Origin of the sequence: Streptomyces sp. NPDC048484, assembly GCF_040651415.1 — a bacterium.
GTDB lineage: Bacteria > Actinomycetota > Actinomycetes > Streptomycetales > Streptomycetaceae > Streptomyces.
Window position 1 is genome coordinate 37,117 of the sequence record NZ_JBEZJY010000050.1, and the last position, 22,142, is coordinate 59,258.

Below are 22,142 nucleotides of genomic sequence, written 5' to 3' on the forward strand. Positions count from 1 at the left end.
TGTGTCAGTGCGGAACGGCCACCAGCCGCCGTTCCGCCCGGGCCGCGTGGGACCCGAGCACCGTGATCGCCACGACCCCGAACACCGCCAGCAGGCCGAGTGCCACCGTCCCGGCCCAGCCGCCGGAGTGGTAGGCGACCGCGCCGAGCGTGCCGCCCGCGCTGGAGCCCAGGTAGTAGGCGGACTGGTACAGCGCCGAGGCCTGTGCGCGGCCCTCCTTCGCCGTGTGGCTGACCGAGGAGGACGCCACCGCGTGGCCGGCGAAGAAGCCCGCCGTGATCAGCACCAGGCCGAGCAGTACGAACGGCAGCGAGTCGGCAAGCGACACCAGCAGACCGGAGGTCGTGGTCGCGCCCGCCAGGTACAGGGCGCCGCGCCGGCCGAGCCGGCCGACCAGCTTCCCGGCCGTCGACGCCGAGACCGTACCGACCAGGTAGACGAGGAAGATCGACCCGATGAGCCCCTGGGGAAGGGAGAACGGGGCGTCCGTGAGGCGGTAGCCGATCACCGTGTAGACGGCGCCGAACACCGTCATGAACAGCGCGCCGATCGCGTACAGCCTGCGCAGCAGCGGGTTCGCGAGGTGGGAGCGGACCGTGCCGACCAGCACCGCGGGCCGCAGCGAGCCGGCCTTGAAGTGCTTCGGCGCCGGAAGCAGCAGCCGGAAGGCCACCGCGCAGCCCACCGCGATCACGCCGATCACCCCGACGGCGACCCGCCAGCCCCACTCCTGCGCGACCCAGCCGGTGATGACGCGGCCGCTCATCCCGCCGACGCTGTTGCCCGCGACGAACAGGCCGATGGCGGTGATCAGTGCCTTCGGGCGGACTTCCTCCGCCAGGTAGGCCGTCGCCGAGGCCGGCAGCCCGGCCAGCGCCGCGCCCTGGACGGCGCGCAGCGCGATCAGCCAGCCGACCGAGGGGGCGAAGGGCACGAGCAGGCCGACGGTCACGGCGATCGCCAGGGACGCCGTCATCAACGTACGCCGCCCGAACCGCTCCGAGAGGGCGCTCAGCGGCAGGACGAACAGGGCCAGTGCGCCGGTCGCCGCGGACACCGTCCAGCTCGCCGTGCTCGCCGTCACCCCGAAGTCGCCGGAGATCAGGGGGAGAAGGGCCTGGGTGGAGTAGAGGAGCGCGAAGGTCGCGACACCGGCGAGGAAGAGCGCGAAGCTCATCCGCCGGTAGCCGGGCCCGCCCGGGGTCAGCCGGGTGTCGACGGGGACCACTTCGGTGGGAGTGACGGCGGCGGAGGAGGCGACCACGGTGGTGGGCGCCCCGGTACTGGCGGAAGGCATGCTTCGAACCTAAGGACCTCCCCTTCATCCGTCCAATGCATGGAATTGCCATAATCGTTCCTGTGATGCATCAGCAGAGGTCAGAGGGTCGACTGTCACCGTCCAGTGACACAGAAGACAGCGCGGGCATGTCGAGGCTGCTCGCTCCGCGCCTGGCGTACTTCGCCGGGGTCGCCCGCACCGAGCACGTCACGCGGGCGGCGCAGGAGATGCAGGTCCCGCAGTCGACGCTGTCCCGGGCGATGGTCCGCCTCGAACAGGACCTGGGCGTCGATCTCTTCGCCCGCCATGGCCGCACGGTCTCCCTCACCCCGGCGGGCCGCACGTTCCTCGGCTCCGTCGAACGGGCCCTCGCCGAGATCGAGCGGGCCGCCGACGAGGTGCGGGCCGACGCCGACCCGGCCACCGGCAAGGTCGCTTTCGGTTTCCTGCACACCATGGGCTCCGAGACGGTCCCCGCCCTGATCCGCGCCTTCCGCGCCGACCATCCCCGGGTCCGCTTCAGCCTCGTCCAGAACTACGGCGAGGCGATGATCGACCGCCTGCGCTCCGGCGAACTCGACCTCTGCCTCACGTCCCCCGTGCCGGACGCCCCCGACCTGGTGGGCCGCCGACTGGACGAGCAGAAACTCCGCCTGGTGGTCCCCGCCGACCACCGCCTGGCCTCCCGCCGCCGCATCCGCCTCGCCGAGGCCGCCGACGAAACCTTCGTCACCCTCGAACCCGGCTACGGCCTCCGCCGCATCACCGACGACCTCTGCCAACAGGCGGGCTTCCGCCCCCGGGTCGCCTTCGAGGGCGAGGAGGCGGAGACCCTGCGGGGCCTGGTCGCGGCAGGCCTGGGGGTGGCCCTGCTGCCCCCGCCGGCGGTCCCGCGCCCGGGGGTCGTGGAACTGACGGTCACGGCCCCGAGAGCGGCGCGGGAGATCGGCGTGGCCTGGCTGGACGGCCACCCCGACACCCCACCGGTGGCGGCTTTCAAGAAGTTCCTCCTCTCGAAGAGGGGAACTCTGCTCCCGTAGTGAGTGCGGTGAGTGCGGTGAGGCCGTGCCGGTCGGCTCCCGACGGTGTACGTCACGAAGTCCGCCCGCGGTCAGCGCCTCGGCCCCTCGCGGTCGGCGTCAGCGCACCAGGGGCAGAAAGACCGTGTCGACGATCTCTTCGAGGACGTGGTCGCTCGCGGGGGCGAAGGTCGTCAGGATCTCTTGGCGGAGCAGGTCGAAGGGGAGGGACTTGATGCGTTCGGTGAGGCGTTCCGGTGTGGCCTCGCCGCGCTCCACGGCGCGGTCGAAGAGCACGTCGGCCGATTTCTCCGGCCCTGGAGGGATCAGGTCGCCCGGGCTGATGCCCGTCTCCCGGTGACAGGCGGCCAGGTGCACGCTCATGACCGTGATGAGCTGTACGCGGGTGGCGTTGATCTCCCGCATGAGGCCGAGGACGTCCTCCCGCAGGCTTCCCGTGTCGGGGACGTCGAGCAGGTGCTTCTCCAGGATGTGGGCGATCGTCGCCCGGACGAGTGCGTCGCGGTCGGACCAGCGGCGGTAGAGGACGGGCGGGCTGGTGCCCGCGCGCCGGACGACGGCGTCCATGGTGAACGCGGCGTAGCCGCCGGCAGTGAGCTCTTCCCAGGCCGCGTCGAGGAGCGCCTTCTCCAGTGCCGCTCCGCGGCGTCGCTCGGGCATCCCCATCTCCTTTAGATAGGCTTGCTTATCTTAATCCGGCATCCTACTCTGACGGCCGTAAGATACGACTCTCTATCTTAGGTGGCTGTTCATGAGCACTACCCGCGACCCCGGCCGGATGGACCCCGCCGTGTGGCGCATGGCGTTCACCCTCATCGTGGGCGCCCTCGCCGTCGTCTTCGACACCACCATCGTCACCGTCGCCCTCAACGACCTGGCGAAGGAGCTCGACGCCCCGCTGTCCACGATCCAGTGGGTGAGCGCCGGCTACCTGCTGGCCGTCTTCGTCACCATCCCGCTCGCCGGCTGGGCCCAGTCCCGCCTGGGCGGCAAACGTCTGTGGATCGCGTCCCTGGGCGTGTTCCTGCTCGGCTCGATCCTGTCCTCGCTGGCGTGGAACGTGACCGCCCTCATCGCCTTCCGCGTCGTCCAGGGCATCGGTGGCGGCATGATGATGCCGCTCATGGTCACGCTGATCATGCAGGCGGCCAAGGGCCGCAACATCGGCAGGGTCATGGCTGCCGTCACCCTGCCCACCGCGCTCGGCCCGATCCTCGGCCCGGTCCTGGGCGGCGTCATCCTGCATCTGGCCGACTGGCGCTGGATGTTCCTCGTCAACATCCCCTTCTGCGTCGTCGGCGGCTGGCTCGCCCGGCGCAACCTGCCCGACGACCGGCCCGCGCCCGACAGCCCGCGCGCCCCTCTGGACGCCATCGGCCTGCTCCTGCTCTCTCCCGGTGTCGCCGCCGTCATCTACGGACTCTCCCGCGTCGAGGGCAGCGCGGGTTTCACCGGCGCCGAGGTCCTCGTACCGCTGATCGGCGGACTCGCCCTGGTCGGCGCCTTCACCGCCCGGGCACTGGCTCGCAGCAGCGGGGCCCTGGTCGACCTGCGGCTCTTCCGCCACCGCGCGCTCGCCTCCGCAGCCACCCTCGGCTTCCTGGCCGGTATCACCCTGTACGGGGCGATGCTGCTGCTGCCCCTGTACTTCCAACAGGTCCGCGGCGAGGACGCCCTCGGCGCCGGGCTGCTGCTCATCCCGCAGGGCGTCGGCGCGCTCCTCGCACGCACCGTGGCGGGCAGGTACACCGACCGCGTCGGCCCCCGACGGGTCGCCCTCGCGGGATTCGCCGTCGTCGCCGCGGCCACCGTGCCGTTCGCCCTCGTCACCGCCGACACCGGTGAGGTCCCGCTCCTGGCCGCCCTGCTCGTCCGCGGCTTCGGCATGGGGGCCGTCATGATCGCGCTGTCCGGCGCCGCCTACGTCGGCCTGGCGCACGAGGAGATCCCCGACGCCAGCATCATCACCCGCGTCGCCCAGCAGATCGGCGGCTCGGTCGGCACGGCGGTCATTGCCGTCGTCCTCCAGCACACCGCCGGCGGGACCCGCGCCCCGGGCGCCCTGGCCGACGGCTTCGGCGACGCCTTTCGGTGGTCGGCGGCCTTCACCGCCGTCGCCGTCCCGCTGTGCCTGTTCCTGCCCGGCCGCCCCAAGCCACCGGCCCCCGCCGGCAAAGCCGAAGCCGAACACGCACCGCACACGGCCAGGGCAACCAGCGCCGAAGAGACCGGCTAACGGCGAAGAGACTGACCGAAGCCGGAGGCGAGCGGCATCCGCAACCCCAGGGGCGGCGGAGCCGCCAGCGCGTCCTCCACCGGCCGCGAGAACGGCTGCCCGAACAGCGTCCCCATCACGAAGTCCTCCGCCAGCGCGTGCACCTCGTCCCGGAACGCGTGCAGCGCATGCCGGTCCGAGTGCACCTCGAACCGGCAGATGTCCCGGTTTGCCTTCTTCGCGCGCGCCGCGAGCCGGAACGACAACTCGGGGTCGGTCCGCTCGTCGTTGGTGCCGTGCACGATCAGCACCCGCCGCCCCGCGAGCTGCTTCACCGGTTCGGGCGGCGCCGCGACATCCTCCTCGGGCAGCCAAGGGGACAGTGCCAGCAGGGAGGTGACGGCGCTGTGGCCTCCGGCGTGCACGGCGGCCCGCCCGCCCATGTCCACCCCGGCGAGACACACAGGCACGTCCCCGTAGCGCCGTACGACCTCGTCCGCGGCCCACGCGGCGTCCTGCGCCGGATGCGCCTCGCTCCCGTTCCAGCCGCGGTACCGGTAGTGCACCACGTGCACGACAAGCCCCTCCTCGCGTCCCGCGCGGGCGAGCCGGCGCCCCAACGCCCGGACGGACGCGGCCGCCAGCATCGGTGACGGCCTGCGGGCAGAGGTCTCCTCGCCGCCCGGCAGCAGCAGCACCACGCCGCTCACCGCCGTCGGCTCCGTACCGAGCGCCCGCCCCAGCCGGGCCGTGCGAACCGGCGTCGCTTGCTGTGCCATGACAGAACAGTGTCAGAAGCGATGGGGTACGCCATCCGTCCACACGGTCACCGTTACATATCGACGGATCCGTGCAAGGGAAGATCTACGCGCGTAGGCGTTAGAGTGCGGAGATGACGAGCCAGACCAAGAACACCCCGAGCTCGCAGCAGATCCGCCGGGCGCCGAAGGTCCTGCTGCACGATCACCTCGACGGGGGCCTGCGCCCCGGGACGATCGTCGACCTCGCCCGTGACTCGGGCTACAGCGGCCTACCGGAGGCGGACGCCGACAAGCTCGGCATCTGGTTCCGGGAAGCGGCCGACTCCGGTTCCCTGGAGCGGTACTTGGAGACGTTCGCGCACACCTGCGCCGTCATGCAGACCCGTGAGTCACTGGTGCGCGTCGCGGCCGAGTGTGCCGAGGACCTCGCCGAGGACGGCGTCGTCTACGCGGAGGTGCGGTATGCGCCCGAGCAGCACCTCGAAGCCGGGCTCACCCTCGAAGAGGTCGTCGAGGCCGTCAACGAGGGCTTCCGGGAAGGTGAGCGGCGGGCCCGCGAGAACGGCCACCGCATCCGCATCGGCGCGCTGCTGACCGCCATGCGGCACGCGGCCCGCGCCCTGGAGATCGCCGAACTCGCCAACCGCTACCGCGGCCCCGGCCCCGGACCCCATGGCGGAGTGGTCGGATTCGACATCGCGGGTGCCGAGGCGGGCTTCCCGCCCACCCGGCACCTGGACGCCTTCGAGTATCTGAAGCGGGAGAACAACCACTTCACGATCCACGCGGGCGAGGCCTTCGGGCTCCCGTCCATCTGGCAGGCGCTGCAGTGGTGCGGCGCCGACCGGCTGGGCCACGGCGTGCGCATCATCGACGACATCCAGGTGCAGGAGGACGGCTCCGTGAAACTGGGCCGCCTCGCCTCGTACGTGCGCGACAAGCGGATCCCCCTGGAGCTGTGCCCCAGTTCCAACCTCCAGACGGGCGCCGCCGACTCGTACGCCGAGCACCCCATCGGGCTGCTGCGGCGGCTGCACTTCCGGGCGACCGTGAACACCGACAACCGTCTGATGTCCGGCACCAGTATGAGCCGGGAATTCGAGCACCTTGTCGATGCTTTCGGTTATTCACTCGACGACATGCAGTGGTTCACAGTCAATGCGATGAAATCAGCATTCATTCCTTTCGATGAACGGCTGGCCATGATCAACGACGTGATCAAGCCTGGTTATGCCGAACTGAAGTCCGAATGGCTGTTCCAGCAGACCGCCTCCACCAGCGGTTCTGTGCACGAAGAGGGCTGAGAGCGAAGGGCGGGAAGCGGCCGGGTGGTGACGGCTCGGCCGCTTTTCGATGTTTGCGAGGCGAACTCGTACGTGATTACCGTTTCGAACCGCTCGAATCCCCGTCACAGCATGCAAGGACGAAGATGAAGCAGTCTGCTGCCAAGACCCTCGGCGTCGCCGCTCTCGGTGCCGCCTTCGCCGCCGCCGGCGCAGGCGCCGCCAACGCGGCCCCCGCGGTCCCTGACGCCGCCCCGGCGCTCGGCACCGCCACCAGCGCGCTGCCGGTGGGCGGGGTCGCCAAGACGCTGCCCGCCGCCTCGGGCGAGTCGCTCACCCAGGGCCAGAACACGCTCGGCACTGCAGTCGCCGCCGCCCAGCCGGTCGTCATGAACCTCCTCGCCAAGGGTCCGGCCGGTCTGCTCGGCGGACTGCCCGTCCAGGGCCTGCCCACGCAGGGCCTGCCGGTGAACGGCATTCCGCTGGGCTGACCCCCGGCTCCCGCCACCCACGTACGCGCAGATGGGGCGCGCCCTCGGTCGGGCGCGCCCCATCTGCGTGCTCGCAAGACGTGCTCGCGTGTGGTCACCAGGCCGTGCGGGAGGTCCTGCCCTCGGAGGGGAAGAGGATCCACAGCAATATGTAGAGCAGGAACTGCGGGCCCGGCAGCAGGCAGGACACCAGGAAGATCACCCGCATCGTGGTCGCGGAGGTGCCGAAGCGCCGAGCCAGCGCTGCGCACACTCCGCCGATCATCCGGCCGTCGGTGGGGCGGGCAAGGCGGTTCATGAAGGCTCCTTCGTGAGCGTCGTCAGATGATTTCGAGGCTTCCTGTACGGCTGCCTCGTCTGACATCCACGTTACGGATACGAAAGGGACAAAGCGTCGCTCTAGGGGGCGACTCCGACCCTGGGAATCGTCGGGGTCAGACCCTGAGCCGTCTCCTGCGCCGGCTGCCCGCGGCGGTGGACCGAGGCGGCCCTGCTCCGCGTCCGGGCCCGGCGGCGCAGCCCGGCGCGGGCGGCGGGCACGACGGCGAGATGGACCAGCGCCACGCCCACGGTGTTCAGCAGCAACGAGTCGACGTCGACGACCTGGCCCGGCACCCCGGTCTGCAGCAGCTCGATGGCAAGCGACAGCAGCGCACCGGCGGCGACCGTCCGCAGCAGGGACAGGAGGGGGGAGACGGCGAGCCTGCCGCCCGCCAGGGGTAGCAGCACCCCGAGCGGGGCGAGCAGGAGCAGGCCCTTCCCGATAGCCCTTGCCGCCGCCTCGGGGCCCATCGCCAGATCGGCCCTGATGCCGGCGAACGGACGCAGGTTCGCGGCGCTCACCCAGGGCACATCCAGGGGCCGCAGCGTGACCCAGGCGACAAGCGCGAGGTGTGCGACGAGGAGGAGACCTCCCGCCGCACGGACGCGGATCACGGCGGTTCCGCCGTTCGAGCCTTGACGCTGCACGAAGCCCAAGACGCGGGCACCGGCAGGATCGGTTCCGTGTGACGGCGGCGCTTGGCCCGCACGGGTGAGGCGTGCGCCACAGACGGGCTCCGGCCCAAGGCCTCGGAAGGCTTCGGAAGGCCTGAGAGAGCCTCGGAAGGCATTCAAAAGGCCACAGGAAGGCCGCAGAAGACCTCAGGCAGGCCTCCGGGAGGCGACAGGAAGGCGACAGGCAGGCCTCCGGTACGTCCCGGCCTCCGGAACGCTCAGGCCATCTCGGTCAGTGCGGCTGCTGCGGCTGTTGCGGCCGTCTCGGGCCCTCTCAGGCCCCGTCGGCCCGCGTCGACGGCGGGGTCTCCGTGCCCGGCCGGGTGCGCACGGCCTCCGTGCACTGATAGCGCCGCGAAGCCGCCGTACCGGGGCCGCCCAGGGTCACCGTGCCGTCGTCGGAGGCGGCCTCCGAGTCGCTGAAGGTGCAGATGATCTGCGCCAGGGCGTACGGCGTCAGGTCCGCGGGCGCCATGCTCAGTCGAAGCGCGTCGGCCGGGTCGCCGCGCTGCGGACCGGCCACCGTCAGGCCCTTGGGCACGGTCGTCGCGTAGTTCGCCTGCTTCTCGGGCTCCGACGGGAACTCGGTGAGCTCGTCGAGGAGCGCCTGGGCGGCGCGCACCCGGTCCGTCTCCGCCGGCCCGGCCTCGATGCGCACGGTCCGGTCGACCGGCGCGAGCTGCGAGGAGCAGACGAGGAAGACCTGGACGGGGATGCCGCGCGAGGACTGCGTCCCGATGCCGGGACCGGCCAGCGCGCACGGTACCCGGGAGGGCGCGGGCCCGAAGTCGGTCGGCACCTCCGTCGCCCGGATACCGCACCCGCCCAGCACCACGGCGAGCACCGGCACGGCGAGGGCCAGACAAGCCAGACGGGCCGCACGCGTCCCGCGTATGCCCCAGGTGTCCTGTTCGGAGGACATCACACGCCCCCTTCGCTGCGGTCGGCATCGGCATCGGTGTCTGTGTCGGCGCCGGCCCGGATCGCGTCCCCGGCGCCGGTCCTGGCCCCGAGGCCGGGGCCGGGAGTGTCCGGGTCTTCCAGATCCTCCGGCTCGGGCTCGGAGGCGTCGAGCGGCAGACGCAGGGTGAAGATCGCGCCGCCCTTGGGCGAGTTCGCGGCGGTGATCTCGCCGCCGTGGATATGGGCGTTCTCCAGGGCGATGGACAGGCCGAGGCCGCTGCCCTCGGAGCGCGGCCGGGAGGCACTCGCCTTGTAGAAGCGGTCGAAGACGTGCGGCAGGACGTCCTCGGGGATGCCGGGGCCATGGTCCCGGACCTCGATCAGCAGGTCGGTGCCCTCCGCGCACACGCGCACGCGCACCGGGGAGCCGCCGTGCTTGAGGGCGTTGCCGATGAGGTTCGCCAGGATGACGTCCAGGCGGCGTGGGTCGATGTGCGCCATGATGCCGCGCGGGGCGTCCAGGTCCACCGCGTCCAGCCAGGCGCGCGCGTCGATGCACGCGGTGATCTGGTCGGCGATGTCGACGGTGTCGGAGACGAGCCGGGCGGTGCCCGCGTCGAAACGGGTCACCTCCATCAGGTTCTCCACGAGGTTGTTCAGCCGCCGGGTCTCGCTGACGACGAGCCGTACGGCGGGCTCGATCATCGGGTCGACGCTGCCGGTCTCGGCGTCGAGCTCCTCCTCCAGCACCTCGGTCACGGCGGTGATGGCGGTCAGCGGCGTCCGCAGCTCGTGCGACATGTCCGCCACGAAGCGCCGGGACGCCTCGTCCCGGGAGCTCATGTCCTTGACCCGTTTCTCCAGCGCCTCGGCCGTGCGGTTGAACGTCCGTGACAGGTCGGCGAGTTCGTCCGTGCCGGACACCCGCAGCCGGGTGTCGAGCTTGCCCTCGCCGAGCCGCCGTGCGGCAGTGCCCAGCCGGTGCACCGGCTTCAGTACGGTCGTCGCGGCGGCCTGCGCGAGCAGCGCCGAGCCGATCAGCGCGAGCCCGGTCGCGATCCCCAGCGACCAGGCGAGCGAGTTGAGATCCTTGGCCTCCGGCTCCAGCGACTTGAGCATGTACCCGGTCGGACCGCCGCCGATCACCTTCGCGCCGCCCACGAGGTACGGCTTGTCGTCCTGCACGGTCCGCTGCCAGTACAGGTGGTACGCGTACTTGTTGTTCGAGGAGATCGTCTGTTCCTTGTTCACGGCCTTCTGGAGGGACGGCGGTACGTCCTGAAGCGTGAAAGTGTCCAGGTCGGAGTTGCCGCGGACGGTTTCGCCGTTCTCGTCCTCGGCGATCAGCAGCACACTGAAGCGCTGGCTGCTGTTCGCCATCTGCCCCGCGGCGCGCTGCAGTTCCTCCTGCGTGGGATGCTGCCGCAGCGTGCTGGCGCGGGTCTGCATCGTCTGCTGGAAGTCGCCGAGCACCGCGTCCTGCGTACGGGTGAGCACGGCCTCGCGGTTGAGCCAGTACGCGATCCCGGACGCGGACACGGCGGCGGTGAGCGCGACGAGCCCGAACACCACGACCAGGCGCAGCCGAAGACTGGTGAAACGCAGGCCGGCCATGATCGTCCTGCGTGCCGCGGCCCAGCCACGGAGTTTGTCTTGCGGTTTGGTCACTGAGGAGAGTCCAGCCGGTAGCCGACTCCACGCACGGTACGGATCAGCGTCGGCGAGGACGGCACGTCCTCCACCTTCGCGCGCAACCGCTGCACGCATGCGTCCACGAGTCGTGAGTCGCCGAGGTAGTCGTGCTCCCACACCAGACGCAGCAACTGCTGACGGGACAGGGCCTGCCCGGGCCGCCGGCTCAGCTCCAGCAGCAGACGCAGCTCGGTGGGCGTCAGCTGCAGGTCCTCGCCGTTCTTCGTCACGGTCATCGCGGCACGGTCGATCACCAGCGAGCCGAACGTCGCCGCGTCGTTGGCCTCGCGCTCACCGCGCCGCAGCACGGCCCGGATCCGGGCGTCGAGCACCCGGCCCTGCACGGGTTTCACCACATAGTCGTCGGCCCCGGACTCCAGCCCGACCACGATGTCGATGTCATCGCTGCGCGCGGTCAGCAGGATGATCGGCAACTGGTCCGTTCGCCGGATGCGCCGGCACACCTCGAATCCGTCGATGCCTGGCAGCATCACGTCGAGAACGATCAGATCCGGCCGCTGCTCGCGCAGTAGCTTCAGACCGTCCTCGCCGGTGGCAGCGGTAGCCACCCGGTGTCCCTGGCGCGTCAGCGAGAGCTCCAGGGCCGTCCGGATGGCGTCGTCGTCCTCGATCAGCAACAGGGAAGGCACGGACGTCATTCTGTCCCATGACGTGGGTGCGTATCGACTGTTGGAGCGCTCCCACACATGTCCCACCTACGAGTGCGTGGCGAGTGTGTCGGATGAGTAGCCGTACGACGCTTCTCTGTGATCGATCGGTGGTCGATCGGTGGTCGATCGGTGGGGAGCCTTGGCCGGCTCCCCTGTGACAGGTCTGTGACAGTCGGAGGACACCGTCATGAAGTGGCCCCGGCAAGCTTTTCGTCACAAGCAAGAAAGCACGACACGAAGCAAGCACGACACGAAGCAAGCGCGGCACGAAGTACCGGACTGCCGGCACTCAACGACGGGGGGCGCGAGATGAACACGCTGCACAGCACCATTACTGGCGCAGTTGTCACGCGGCTCCACGACGTCACGAAGAGTGCGGAGAAGTCCGGTGCCGTGAGCGGGCGGGGGTGCGCTCGCGGCACCGGGCGTCAGCACACCGGGTCGTACATGACGGTGGTTGACGCACGTACGGGGGGAAGCGGTACGGGGGTTGCCCACGGGGGGACCGGGGCAGCGTACGGGGAGGTCACGGGGGAGCGTCGCTCGGAGTCGGAGGCGGAGTTCACCGCCTACGTCCAGGAGCGCCGCGCCTCCCTGTACGCAACCGCCTACCACCTGACCGGCGACCGCTTCGAGGCCGAGGATCTGCTGCAGAGCGCCCTCTTCTCGACGTACCGGGCGTGGGACCGGATCAGCGACAAGGCCGCGGTCGGGGGCTACCTCCGCCGCACCATGACCAATCTGCACATCAGCGCGTGGCGCCGCCGCAAGCTGAACGAATACCCGACCGAGGAGCTGCCGGAGACGGCCGGCGACACGGACGCGATGCGTGGCACCGAGCTGCGCGCGGTCCTGTGGCAGGCGCTCGCCCGGCTTCCCGAACTCCAGCGCACCATGCTCGTCCTCCGTTACTACGAGGGCCGCACGGACCCGGAGATCGCGAAGATCCTCGACATCAGTGTCGGCACGGTGAAGTCCAGCATCTGGCGGTCGCTCCGCCGGCTGCGTGAGGACGACGTCCTCAGCTTCGGCCGTGACGAGGAGGAGTCCTTCGGGGAGCTCGTCGCCTGAAGGCTGTGGGGGGATGTCCGTCACTTCGGGGGAGGCGGCGGACGACAGGGGGGGAAGTTCGTCACTCCGGGGGGAGGCGGCGGACACCACGGGGGAGTCCGTCACTTCGGGGGAGGCGGCGGACGACTCGGGGAAGCAACACCGGGGGGAACCAACGGGGTCACGGGGGACCGCGGGGGAAACACACGGGGGAGCACAAAGAGAAGCGGGACCGGAGGGCCGGGGGGTCCATCCGGTCCCGCTTCTTCTTTTGCGTCTGAGTCGGCGTCTCTTGCGCCTGGTTCTTCTGCGCCTGGGCCGGTGCCTCTTGCGCCTGGACCGGCGCCTTTCGCGCCTCTAGGCCGGCGTCTTTCGCGCCGGGACCGGCGCCGCGCGCTGTTCCGTGGCCGCGGAGGCCAGGCGGTCCAACGCCTCGCCCCAGCCGCACGCGTACGCGCCGAGCGCCGTCTGCCGGGCCACGATCGACCGCTCGTCCCGCATCAGCCGCCATCCCCGCCGAAGCAGGAACGGCACGGACTTGCGGCCTTCGCGCAGATCCCGCAGGAACCGCCGGCGGAACGTGGTCACCGCGCCCCGGCTGAGGCACAGCGCGTCGGCCAGCACTCCGGCCTCCCGGCACCGCTCCACGATCTCCGCGGCGAAGATGCCCTCGGCGATGAAGACCGGCGTTCCTCCGAAGTCGATGGTCTCCGAGCCGGTACGCGCGCTCAGGGAGATGTCGTACACCGGAACACTTGTACGCCCCGTCCCGCAGAGCTGCGTTATCGCCGCGAGGGCGACGTCCGCGTCCCAGGACAGCGGGTGGTCCCAGTCGATGTCCGAACTCCCCTCCACCTGCGGCAGCGTCGGGTCGTCGCCCTCTTTGTAGAAGTCGTCGAGCCGCAGCACCGGAAGGCCGGAGCGGGCCGCGAGGAGGGACTTGCCGGAGCCGGAGGGACCGCACAGCAGTACGACGCGCGCGGTTGTCGCGGAATTCGGAGGATAAGAACTCACGAGACACCAGTGTGCGGCATCCCGCGCGCACGGCCGAGCCCGCGGGTCGCCTTTGGAGTGCACGTCACTCCTCAACTACCCTGTGTATCGACCTGATTACTTTGAGCAGCAGAAGGTGGCGGCAGCCATGGCACGACATTCGGCCTTCCAGACCCCGACCGCTCGGCGCGCGTTGCTGGCCCTCACGACCGCGGGGATCGCTGGGGTCGCGGTGGGCGGGGGCGCGACCTCGGCGGCCGCTGACGTCGCACCCGGGGTGGACGCGATCCTTGCCCGGCCGACCTCGGCGGGCAAGCTCGACCCGCGGTCCGGACTTCAGGCGATGACCGGGACCGTCAGGTACGTGACCGGGCCGGTCGCGGCACTGAAGCCCAACCCGCTGGCGGGCACGGGCGTCGACCCGCTCGACAACGGGGTCAGCACGAAGGTGGCCGACTTCCCCCCGCTGGCGACGACCATGCTGACGGCGCCGGTCACGCAGGCCCCGTCGCTGGGCAGCGTTCCGGTGCTGGACCACCTGGCGAGAGTGCTGGGCAGCTGAAACCGTACGGACGGGCCGAGTCCGTACGGATGAGGTGAACCGTACGGACTCGTGAGAGACGGCAAGACGGAAGACGAAAAGGAAGAGAGAGCCGCGCCTCCCCCGGACGGAGGGGAAGCACGGCTCTCCCGTACGGGGGCTCGCGCCCTGGTGGCCTGTCCTAGTACGACGAGCCGGACGCGCCCAGGGCGCCCGTCGGGTGCCAGACCGTCTTCGTCTCCAGGAAGGCGGTGAGGTGCTCGATGCCCGGCGTGGCGAAGTAATCCACAGGCTGTGGGCGGACGACCCGCTTGAGGTTGTCGGCGGCCGCGATCTCCAGTTCCTTCGCGAGGGCCTCGTCGGCGCCGGCCAGGTCGATCGCGTTGACGTCCTGGTGTGCGGCGAGCGGGGTCGCGATCTCCGCCGTCCCGCCGGTGAGGACGTTCACCACGCCGCCCGGCAGGTCGGAGGTCGCCAGCACCTCGCCCAGCGACAGCGCGGGGAGCGGGGAGCGCTCGCTCGCGATGACGACCGCCGTGTTGCCGGTCGCGATCACCGGGGCGATCACCGAGACCAGGCCGAGGAAGGACGACTCCTGGGGGGCGAGGACCGTCACCACGCCCGTCGGCTCGGGGGTCGAGAGGTTGAAGAACGGGCCCGCCACGGGGTTGCCGCCACCGACCACCTGGGCGATCTTGTCGGTCCAGCCCGCGTACCAGACCCAGCGGTCGATCGCCGCCTCGACCTGGTCGGCGGCCTCGGCCTTCGACAGGCCCTCGGCGTCGGCGACCTCGTGGACGAACTGGCTCCTGCGGCCCTCCAGCATCTCCGCGACGCGGTAGAGGACCTGGCCGCGGTTGTACGCGGTCGCGCCGGACCAGCCGCCGAACGCCTTGCGGGCGGCGACGACCGCGTCACGGGCGTCCTTGCGGCTCGCCCGGGGCGCGTTGGCCAGCCACGTGCCCTTCGAGTCGGTCACCTCGTACACCCGCCCGCTCTCCGAACGCGGGAACTTCCCGCCGACGTACAGCTTGTAGGTCTTGAAGACGCTCAGGCGCCGCTGCTCCGACGTCTCGGTCCTCGCTGCCTTCTCGGCCTTGTCGTTCTTGGAGCTCCTGGAGCTCTTGTCGGTCTTCTCAGTCTTCTCGGTGTTCTTCGGCTTGTCAGACATCGAGGTACGCCTCCAGGCCGTGGCGACCGCCCTCGCGGCCGTAACCCGACTCCTTGTAGCCGCCGAACGGCGAGGTGGGATCGAACTTGTTGAACGTGTTGGACCAGATGACGCCCGCGCGCAGCTTGTTCGCGACGGCCAGGGTCCGGGAACCCTTCTCGGTCCAGATGCCCGCCGAGAGGCCGTACTGGCTGTTGTTGGCCTTCGCGACCGCCTCGTCCGGGGTACGGAAGGTGAGGACGGACAGGACCGGGCCGAAGATCTCGTCGCGGGCGACGGTGTGCGCCTGGGTGACGTTCGTGAAGAGCGTCGGGGCGAACCAGTAGCCGGAGGACGGCAGTTCGCAGGACGGGGACCAGCGCTCGGCGCCCTCGGCCTCACCCTGCTCGACGAGCGAGGTGATGCGCGCGAGCTGCTCGGCCGAGTTGATCGCGCCGATGTCGGTGTTCTTGTCGAGCGGGTCGCCCAGGCGCAGGGTCGAGAGCCTGCGCTTCAGGGAGTCGAGCAGCTCGTCGTGGAGGGACTCCTGGACCAGCAGCCGGGAGCCCGCGCAGCAGACCTGGCCCTGGTTGAAGAAGATCCCGGTGACGATGCCCTCGACGGCCTGGTCGATGGGAGCGTCGTCGAAGACGATGTTCGCGCCCTTGCCGCCGAGTTCGAGCGTGACCTTCTTCTTCGTGCCGGCCACCTGGCGCGCGATGGCCTTGCCGACGGCGGTGGAGCCGGTGAAGGCCACCTTGTTGACGTCCGGGTGCGCGACGAGCGCCGCGCCCGTGTCCCCGTAACCGGGAAGAATGTTGACGACGCCCCTGGGCAGGCCCGCCTGACGGCAGATGTCCGCGAAGAACAGGGCCGACAGGGGAGTGGTCTCCGCGGGCTTCAGGACGACCGTGTTGCCGGTCGCGAGCGCCGGGGCGATCTTCCACGCCAGCATCAGGAGCGGGAAGTTCCAGGGGATGACCTGGCCGGCGACACCGAGCGGGCGCGGGTTCGCGCCGAGACCGGCGTGGTCGAGCTTGTCAGCCCAGCCCGCGTAGTAGAAGAAGTGCGCGGCCACCAGGGGGAGGTCCGCGTCACGCGTCTCCTTGATGGGCTTTCCGTTGTCCAGCGTCTCCAGGACGGCCAGTTCGCGGCTGCGCTCCTGGATGATCCGCGCGATGCGGAACAGGTACTTGGCGCGCTCGGAGCCGGGCAGCGCGGACCACTTCTCGAAGGCCCTGCGGGCGGCCCGCACCGCGCGGTCGACGTCCTCGGTGCCTGCCTGCGCGACCTCGGAGAGGACCTCTTCGGTGCTCGGGCTGACCGTCTTGAAGACCTTGCCGTCGGCGGCCTCGGTGAACTCGCCGTCGATGAACAGGCCGTAGGAGGGCGCGATGTCGACGACGGAGCGGGACTCGGGCGCGGGTGCGTACTCGAATGCGGAAGCCATGAGGGATCAGTCCACCGTCACGTAGTCGGGGCCGGAGTAGCGGCCGGTGGCCAGCTTCTGGCGCTGCATCAGCAGGTCGTTCAGGAGTGAGGACGCGCCGAAGCGGAACCAGTGGTTGTCCAGCCAGTTCTCGCCCGCGGTCTCGTTGACCAGCACCAGGAACTTGACGGCGTCCTTCGTGGTGCGGATGCCGCCGGCGGGCTTCACGCCGACCTGGACCCCGGTCTGCGCGCGGAAGTCGCGGACGGCCTCCAGCATGAGGAGGGTGTTCGCGGGCGTCGCGTTGACCGCGACCTTGCCCGTCGAGGTCTTGATGAAGTCCGCGCCCGCCAGCATGCCGAGCCAGCTCGCGCGCCGGATGTTGTCGTACGTCGACAGCTCACCGGTCTCGAAGATGACCTTCAGCCGTGCGGCGCCCGAGGCCTCCCTCACGGCGACGATCTCGTCGTACACCTTCAGGTACCTGCCCGAGAGGAACGCCCCGCGGTCGATGACCATGTCGATCTCGTCGGCGCCCGCGGCGACGGCGTCCCGCACGTCGGCCAGCTTCACGTCGAGCGCGGCGCGGCCCGCCGGGAAGGCGGTCGCGACGGAGGCGACCAGCACACCGGAACCGGCGACGGCCTCCTTCGCGGCGGTCACCATGTCGGGGTAGACGCAGACGGCCGCCGTCGTCGGGGCCGTACGGTCCGTGGGGTCCGGGTGGACCGCCTTGGCGCCGAGCGCCCGGACCTTGCCGGGGGTGTCCGCGCCTTCCAGCGTCGTCAGGTCGACCATCGAGATGGCGAGGTCGATGGCGTACGCCTTCGCGGTCGTCTTGATGGAACGGGTACCGAGCGAGGCGGCGCGTGCCTCCAGGCCGACCGTGTCGACGCCGGGCAGTCCGTGGAGGAAGCGGCGCAGCGAACTGTCTGACCCGGTCACGTCCGTGAGTGCGTGAGCGCTGGGGGTACCTCCCGCGCGCTCAGCGGTGGGGGAGGATGCAGTGGTGGGCATGGTCACCAGACGAGCATATCTACGCGCGTAGCGGCTGTACACCCCCGGATCTGCTTCCCCTCGGGCCCGCGGGTGACAGGTGACGGTGACGGGCGACAGGTCAGGTGACGGGCGGCAAGGGACAGGCGGCCATCGTGGCGGCCCCCGCCGAGCGAACGCCCGCCGAGCGAACGGCACCCCCGCGAGCGCCGAGGGGGCGGTCGGGCAGAATCGGGACCATGACGACCCCGGACCACCAGCCACCCGCACCGGACACACCGGAACCCCAGTTCAAGGACCGGGTCTACCGGTCGCCGTCCGGCATCGCGGGCGGCGCGCTGCTGCTCGCGATCGCGGGCTGGCTCGGCATCGACGCGCTGGTCACGGGCGAGGGCCGGGCACCGTGGGTGGCGCTGGCCGCGCTGCTTCTGCTGGTGCCGTTGGTCGCCGCCTTCACCCTGCGCCCGGCCGTGTACGCGAACGAACAGCGGCTGCGCATCCGTAATCCCTTCCGGGTGATCACGCTGCCCTGGGGAACGGTCGAGACGTTCCGGTCCGGCTACTCGAACGAGGTGCTCGACACGGCCGGCACCAAGTACCAGGTGTGGGCCGTGCCGGTCTCCCTGCGGGGACGTAAGCGAGCGGCTCGCAGGGAGGCGAGGGGGGAGGCCCGAGGGGCGGCCCGGGGGGACGCGGCGGGCGCCGGCCGCGGCCGGTCACCCCAGCCCGCACCGACGGCCGACGGCCCCGTACGCGCCCAGGGCGACCAGATCATGGACGAGCTGCGCGAGCTGATGGAGGCGCGCGGCAAGGATCCGCGGGCCCAGGGTGACGTCTCGGTGCGGTGGGCCTACGAGGTCGTGGCACCCGCGGCGGCCGGGGCCGTACTGCTGGTCATCCTGCAGTTGACGTAGGAGTCTTGAGCCTGCGGCCTTGAGGCGATGGACACGTTCGGCCGTACGAGTGGGTGGCACCTGTACCGGGGGCCGGGGCGTACGCCGGCCTGGGTGGTGCGTTTTGGTCGCTACTGTCACCACCGGTGCCCGCGCTGGTGTCGGCACCGGCGTTTCCACGCGATCCAGGAGTGCATGTGTCGTACGACGAGCCGCTGCGGCTGCCCGCGGCCGCGATACCCGACGACTGCCGGGACTGGACGGCCGGGCGGGCGGCGGGCTGGTCGGCGGCGCTGCCGCCGCGCTGGACCTTCCTGCGGGTGCGCAGGTCGATCGCCGGAGCCGTGACCACCTTCGCGCTCTGCGCGGGCGCCTGGGCCGCGATGCTCGGCGGACTGTGGCCGTTCGTCGCGGCGGGCCTCGCCGTGTACGTCCTGTGGGTGCTCGCGCGGCCCGAACTGGTCTGGGTCGGGGCGCCCGCGCTGCTGCTCGGGCTCGCTGTGGAGGCGCCGTCGCTGCCATGGGCCGTGACGGCCTTCGGGGCGCTGGTCGTGGTGGCCTCCTGGGCCGCCGTCGCCGTACGCCTGCGGTCCCGCGGAGCCCAGCTGGAGCGGGCACTGGAGGTCTCCGGGGACGGCACGGCACGGATACCCGGCGCGGACGCCCCGGTGCGGCGTGGCCGCTTCCTGCTCCCGCTCGGCCTGACCGTGCTCGGGCTCGGTGTGCTCACCGGCGCCACCGCGGAACTGTGGGGCACGCCCGACGACCACCGCGGCTCCTGGGTCATGGCCTACTTCCTGGCCGGGCTCGGCGCGACCGCCCTGGTCTCGGCGTGGCTCGGCCGGCACCGGGCCGTCGCGCTGCGCCGGGCCCCCGCACCCGTCCTGCGCGTTCTCGTACGCGACGACGCGCAGGGCACCACCGAGGTGTACGCGGCGGACGACCTCGCGGTGACGCGGCCGCTGTTCACGGTGGACCTGACGTCGTACGACGGTGAAGCCGAGGAGGACGACGAGGACGAGGCGGATTCCGCCGCCGAGGCCGACGCCGGAGCCGAGGAGGAACTGGAGCGGCTCCTCGACGCGGTGGACGACGACACTCCCGGACCGGTCCGGGAGGCCGTCCTCTTCGGCGCCCCCTTCGACGGTGCCGAGGTCGTGGTCCTCAGCGCCGACGAGGACCCGGACCAGCCGCCGCTGACGGAGTGGTCGGCGGGACCGGTCCGCCCGTTGTCGCCGAGCGCCGGTGTACGGCGTATCGCCAGGGAGAAGGTGAGAGAGGAGCAGAACCGCGAACTGGAGGAGCGGGCACGGGAAGCGGCTGTGGGCCGCGTCCCCGCCCGTATGCGCCGCTGGCGAGCGGGCTGGCTGGACTGGGTGGCCGCCGTGCTGCTGGTGCAGTGGGGCCTGTGGCTCACCTGGGCCGGGTTCACCGAGTTCGACCTGTCGCTCTGGAGACTGGCTCTGGCCACCGCACTCGGCCTCTACGGAGCCGTCCGTGTCCCCGTGAAACTCGCCTGGCGCATCACGGCGGACCGCTCGGGCCTGTGGGTCGCCGGACTGCGCGGCCCCCGACACGTTCCCTGGGACGACCTCCGCTCCGTACGCCGCCGGTCCTTCGAACTGAAGCTGCGCTGGCGGGAGGACGGCTGGTCGGTGGCGGCGCCGCGCTGGGCATGGTTCGAGCGACGGCGCGGCCTGGTCCATCCGTACGACGCGGTGGCGGCCGAACTGTCGGCGATGCGCAAGGACCCGGCGCTGCGGCCCACTGGAGAGAGCACCGCACCCGAACGCGGCCGCCCGCTGTGGCCGCTGGCCGTCCTGCTGGCACTGGCGTGGGCGGCGGTGCTGGTGGTGTGGGGCTGAGCGATCGCCGGGCAGCGGGCGGGCGCGGGGGTACTGGGCACCGGCTCGGCCATCGGGGGTTCAGATACCCGCCGCCGCCGACAGGTCCCGCTTGATCGCCGACAGCAGCTCCGTCGCCTTCGCGCGGGCCGCCGGGAGGCCGTCGTGGTCGCCCACCGGGACCACGACCTCCAGATAGCACTTCAGCTTCGGCTCCGTACCGCTGGGCCGGACGATGACGCGGGCGCCGTCCAGCGTGTAGCGCAGGCCGTCCGTGGGCGGCAGCCTGTCCGTCCCCCGGGTGAGGTCCTCGGCCCTGGTGACGGGCAGGCCCGCGAGGCGCGTCGGGGGCTGCTCGCGCAGGCGGCGCATCGCGTCCGTGATCAGGGAGAGGTCGTCCACCCGGACGGCGAGCTGGTCCGTGGCGTGCAGCCCGTGCTCGACGGCGAGGTCGTCCAGGAGGTCGAGGAGCGTGCGGTTGTCCGCCTTGAGCTCCGAGGCCAGTTCCGTGACGGCGAGGGCCGCCGTGATGCCGTCCTTGTCCCGTACGCCATCGGGATCGACGCAGTAGCCCAGCGCCTCCTCGTAGCCGTACCGCAGGTCCTCCACCCTGGCGATCCACTTGAAGCCCGTCAGGGTCTCCTCGTACGCCAGACCCGCCTTCTCGGCGATGCGGCCGAGGAGGGAGGACGAGACGATCGACTCCGCGAAGGTGCCCCGCGCGCCCCGGCGGACGAGGTGTGCCGCGAGGAGCGCGCCCACCTCGTCGCCGCGCAGCATGCGCCAGTCCCCGCGGTCCTTGACGGCCGCGGCGCAGCGGTCCGCGTCCGGGTCGTTCGCGATGATCAGGTCCGGGTCCGTCTCGCGGGCCTTCGCGAAGGCCAGGTCCATGGCGCCCGGCTCCTCCGGGTTGGGGAACGCGACCGTGGGGAAGTCCGGGTCCGGGTCGGCCTGTTCGGTGACGAGGACGGGGGCGGGGAAGCCGGCCCGGGCGAACGCCGCCAGGAGGGTCTCCGTGCCCACGCCGTGCATCGCCGTGTAGACCGTGCGGGCGGTCCGCGGGGAGCCGGGGGCCAGTACCGCGTCCGTGCGCTCCAGATAGGCGTTCAGGACGCCGTCGTCGAGGGTCTCCCAGCCGGAGTCCGGGCGGGGGACGTCGGCGAGGCTCACGATCGCGTCGATCTCCGCGGCGATCTCCGCGTCCGCCGGGGGGACGATCTGGGAGCCGTCGCCGAGGTAGACCTTGTAGCCGTTGTCGCGCGGCGGGTTGTGGCTGGCGGTCACCTCCACGCCTGCCACCGCGCCCAGATGCCGTATGGCGTACGCGAGTACGGGGGTGGGGAGGGGGCGGGGGAGTACGGCGGCGCGCAGGCCCGCGCCCGTCATGACCGCGGCGGTGTCGCGGGCGAAGTCGGTGGACTTGTGGCGGGCGTCGTAGCCGATGACGACGAGGCCGCCTGTCTGTCCCTTCGCCTTGAGGTACGCGGCGAGGCCGGCGGCGGCGCGGATGACCACCGCGCGGTTCATGCGCATCGGGCCCGCGCCGAGTTCGCCGCGGAGGCCCGCCGTGCCGAACTGGAGGGTGCCGCTGAAGCGTGCGGTGAGCTCCGCCGTGTCCTCGGCGTCGATGAGCTTGGCGAGTTCCTCACGGGTTTCCGCGTCGGGGTCCTCGGCCAGCCATGCGGTGGCCCGCGCCATGAGTTCGTCCTGCACGAGGGATCGACCTCTTTCTGTCGTCGTACGTGATGGTGTACCCCGGCCGCGGTTGTTTCGCCCCCGCCGCCCCTTCCCGTCCCGACCCGGGGGGGGGGGGGCCCCCCCCCCCCCCCCCCCCGGCCCCCCCCCCGGGCAAAAAAAACCCCCCCGGGGGCCAAACCACCCACCCCCCCGGGACCGGACAGAGAGAGGGCCGGGG

At 71.3% G+C, this 22,142-nt stretch carries 21 protein-coding genes; 8 read left to right on the top strand and 13 right to left on the bottom strand.

Annotated features, from left to right (window positions below; genetic code table 11):
• Nucleotides 1-4 precede the first annotated feature (4 nt).
• Nucleotides 5-1,297 carry an MFS transporter gene (locus AB0D14_RS36740; protein ID WP_362787459.1) on the bottom strand — a complete coding sequence of 431 codons (1,293 nt, stop codon included), beginning with the start codon at nucleotides 1,295-1,297 and terminating at the stop codon, nucleotides 5-7.
• Between the two features lie 62 nt (nucleotides 1,298-1,359).
• Here AB0D14_RS36740 and AB0D14_RS36745 point away from each other — a divergent pair, with 62 nt between their 5' ends.
• Nucleotides 1,360-2,319 carry a LysR family transcriptional regulator gene (locus AB0D14_RS36745; protein ID WP_362787460.1) on the top strand — a complete coding sequence of 320 codons (960 nt, stop codon included), beginning with the start codon at nucleotides 1,360-1,362 and terminating at the stop codon, nucleotides 2,317-2,319.
• Nucleotides 2,320-2,418: 99 nt separating this feature from the next.
• Here the strand turns inward: AB0D14_RS36745 and AB0D14_RS36750 are convergent, their stop codons facing one another.
• Nucleotides 2,419-2,979: a TetR/AcrR family transcriptional regulator gene (locus AB0D14_RS36750; RefSeq protein WP_362787461.1), complete on the bottom strand. Its 561-nt coding sequence runs from the start codon at nucleotides 2,977-2,979 to the stop codon at nucleotides 2,419-2,421.
• Between the two features lie 91 nt (nucleotides 2,980-3,070).
• On the opposite strand from AB0D14_RS36750, the gene AB0D14_RS36755 reads away from it, so the two are divergent.
• On the top strand, nucleotides 3,071-4,555 hold the full coding sequence (locus tag AB0D14_RS36755; RefSeq protein WP_362787462.1) for an MDR family MFS transporter: 1,485 nt from the start codon (nucleotides 3,071-3,073) through the stop codon (nucleotides 4,553-4,555).
• Here AB0D14_RS36755 and AB0D14_RS36760 read toward each other — a convergent pair.
• Nucleotides 4,552-5,313 (bottom strand): alpha/beta hydrolase, encoded by a 762-nt coding sequence (locus AB0D14_RS36760; RefSeq protein ID WP_362787463.1) that lies wholly within the window; start codon nucleotides 5,311-5,313, stop codon nucleotides 4,552-4,554. The genes AB0D14_RS36755 and AB0D14_RS36760 overlap by 4 nt on opposite strands.
• A 113-nt stretch (nucleotides 5,314-5,426) precedes the next feature.
• Here AB0D14_RS36760 and AB0D14_RS36765 point away from each other — a divergent pair, with 113 nt between their 5' ends.
• Together AB0D14_RS36765 and AB0D14_RS36770 are read left to right on the top strand one after the other, a co-directional pair.
• Complete coding sequence (locus AB0D14_RS36765; protein ID WP_362787464.1) at nucleotides 5,427-6,599, top strand: adenosine deaminase; 1,173 nt, start codon at nucleotides 5,427-5,429, stop codon at nucleotides 6,597-6,599.
• A 125-nt stretch (nucleotides 6,600-6,724) separates the two neighbouring features.
• Nucleotides 6,725-7,069, top strand: coding sequence for an ATP-binding protein (locus tag AB0D14_RS36770; RefSeq protein ID WP_362787465.1), 345 nt, complete (start codon nucleotides 6,725-6,727; stop codon nucleotides 7,067-7,069).
• 94 nt (nucleotides 7,070-7,163) lie between these two features.
• Here AB0D14_RS36770 and AB0D14_RS36775 read toward each other — a convergent pair whose 3' ends face one another.
• The 5 genes from AB0D14_RS36775 to afsQ1 form a co-directional block, all read right to left on the bottom strand.
• Entirely contained in the window at nucleotides 7,164-7,367 is a 204-nt protein-coding gene (locus AB0D14_RS36775; RefSeq protein ID WP_362787466.1) for a PspC domain-containing protein, read from the bottom strand.
• A 101-nt stretch (nucleotides 7,368-7,468) separates the two neighbouring features.
• Nucleotides 7,469-8,038, bottom strand: coding sequence for a VanZ family protein (locus AB0D14_RS36780; protein WP_362787467.1), 570 nt, complete (start codon nucleotides 8,036-8,038; stop codon nucleotides 7,469-7,471).
• Between the two features lie 301 nt (nucleotides 8,039-8,339).
• Nucleotides 8,340-8,987: a hypothetical protein gene (locus AB0D14_RS36785; protein ID WP_362787468.1), complete on the bottom strand. Its 648-nt coding sequence runs from the start codon at nucleotides 8,985-8,987 to the stop codon at nucleotides 8,340-8,342.
• On the bottom strand, nucleotides 8,987-10,636 hold the full coding sequence (locus AB0D14_RS36790) for a HAMP domain-containing sensor histidine kinase (RefSeq protein ID WP_362787469.1): 1,650 nt from the start codon (nucleotides 10,634-10,636) through the stop codon (nucleotides 8,987-8,989). Before AB0D14_RS36790 ends, AB0D14_RS36785 begins: the two co-directional genes overlap by 1 nt.
• Nucleotides 10,633-11,310: a two-component system response regulator AfsQ1 gene (gene afsQ1, locus AB0D14_RS36795; RefSeq protein ID WP_159027094.1), complete on the bottom strand. Its 678-nt coding sequence runs from the start codon at nucleotides 11,308-11,310 to the stop codon at nucleotides 10,633-10,635. Before afsQ1 ends, AB0D14_RS36790 begins: the two co-directional genes overlap by 4 nt.
• 330 nt (nucleotides 11,311-11,640) lie before the next feature.
• Here afsQ1 and AB0D14_RS36800 point away from each other — a divergent pair, with 330 nt between their 5' ends.
• Entirely contained in the window at nucleotides 11,641-12,402 is a 762-nt protein-coding gene (locus tag AB0D14_RS36800) for a SigE family RNA polymerase sigma factor (RefSeq protein WP_362787470.1), read from the top strand.
• A 336-nt stretch (nucleotides 12,403-12,738) separates the two neighbouring features.
• Here the strand turns inward: AB0D14_RS36800 and AB0D14_RS36805 are convergent, their stop codons facing one another.
• Nucleotides 12,739-13,395 (bottom strand): uridine kinase, encoded by a 657-nt coding sequence (locus tag AB0D14_RS36805; protein ID WP_362787471.1) that lies wholly within the window; start codon nucleotides 13,393-13,395, stop codon nucleotides 12,739-12,741.
• 127 nt (nucleotides 13,396-13,522) lie between these two features.
• On the opposite strand from AB0D14_RS36805, the gene AB0D14_RS36810 reads away from it, so the two are divergent.
• A complete protein-coding gene (locus AB0D14_RS36810) occupies nucleotides 13,523-13,936 on the top strand; it encodes a hypothetical protein (RefSeq protein WP_362787472.1) in 414 nt (137 codons plus the stop codon).
• A gap of 160 nt (nucleotides 13,937-14,096) precedes the next feature.
• Here AB0D14_RS36810 and AB0D14_RS36815 read toward each other — a convergent pair whose 3' ends face one another.
• The 3 genes from AB0D14_RS36815 to deoC are packed head-to-tail and all read right to left on the bottom strand — an operon-like array spanning nucleotide 14,097 to nucleotide 17,511.
• Entirely contained in the window at nucleotides 14,097-15,086 is a 990-nt protein-coding gene (locus tag AB0D14_RS36815; protein ID WP_362787473.1) for an aldehyde dehydrogenase family protein, read from the bottom strand.
• Nucleotides 15,079-16,515 carry an aldehyde dehydrogenase family protein gene (locus AB0D14_RS36820; protein WP_362787474.1) on the bottom strand — a complete coding sequence of 479 codons (1,437 nt, stop codon included), beginning with the start codon at nucleotides 16,513-16,515 and terminating at the stop codon, nucleotides 15,079-15,081. Before AB0D14_RS36820 ends, AB0D14_RS36815 begins: the two co-directional genes overlap by 8 nt.
• A gap of 6 nt (nucleotides 16,516-16,521) precedes the next feature.
• A complete protein-coding gene (deoC, locus tag AB0D14_RS36825) occupies nucleotides 16,522-17,511 on the bottom strand; it encodes a deoxyribose-phosphate aldolase (protein WP_362787475.1) in 990 nt (329 codons plus the stop codon).
• 218 nt (nucleotides 17,512-17,729) lie between these two features.
• On the opposite strand from deoC, the gene AB0D14_RS36830 reads away from it, so the two are divergent.
• Nucleotides 17,730-18,404, top strand: coding sequence for a PH domain-containing protein (locus AB0D14_RS36830; protein ID WP_362787476.1), 675 nt, complete (start codon nucleotides 17,730-17,732; stop codon nucleotides 18,402-18,404).
• 176 nt (nucleotides 18,405-18,580) lie between these two features.
• Complete coding sequence (locus AB0D14_RS36835; RefSeq protein WP_362787477.1) at nucleotides 18,581-20,248, top strand: hypothetical protein; 1,668 nt, start codon at nucleotides 18,581-18,583, stop codon at nucleotides 20,246-20,248.
• A gap of 60 nt (nucleotides 20,249-20,308) precedes the next feature.
• Here the strand turns inward: AB0D14_RS36835 and AB0D14_RS36840 are convergent, their stop codons facing one another.
• Nucleotides 20,309-21,940, bottom strand: a complete 1,632-nt coding sequence (locus AB0D14_RS36840) for a phospho-sugar mutase (RefSeq protein WP_362787478.1) — start codon at nucleotides 21,938-21,940, stop codon at nucleotides 20,309-20,311.
• Nucleotides 21,941-22,142: the final 202 nt, after the last annotated feature.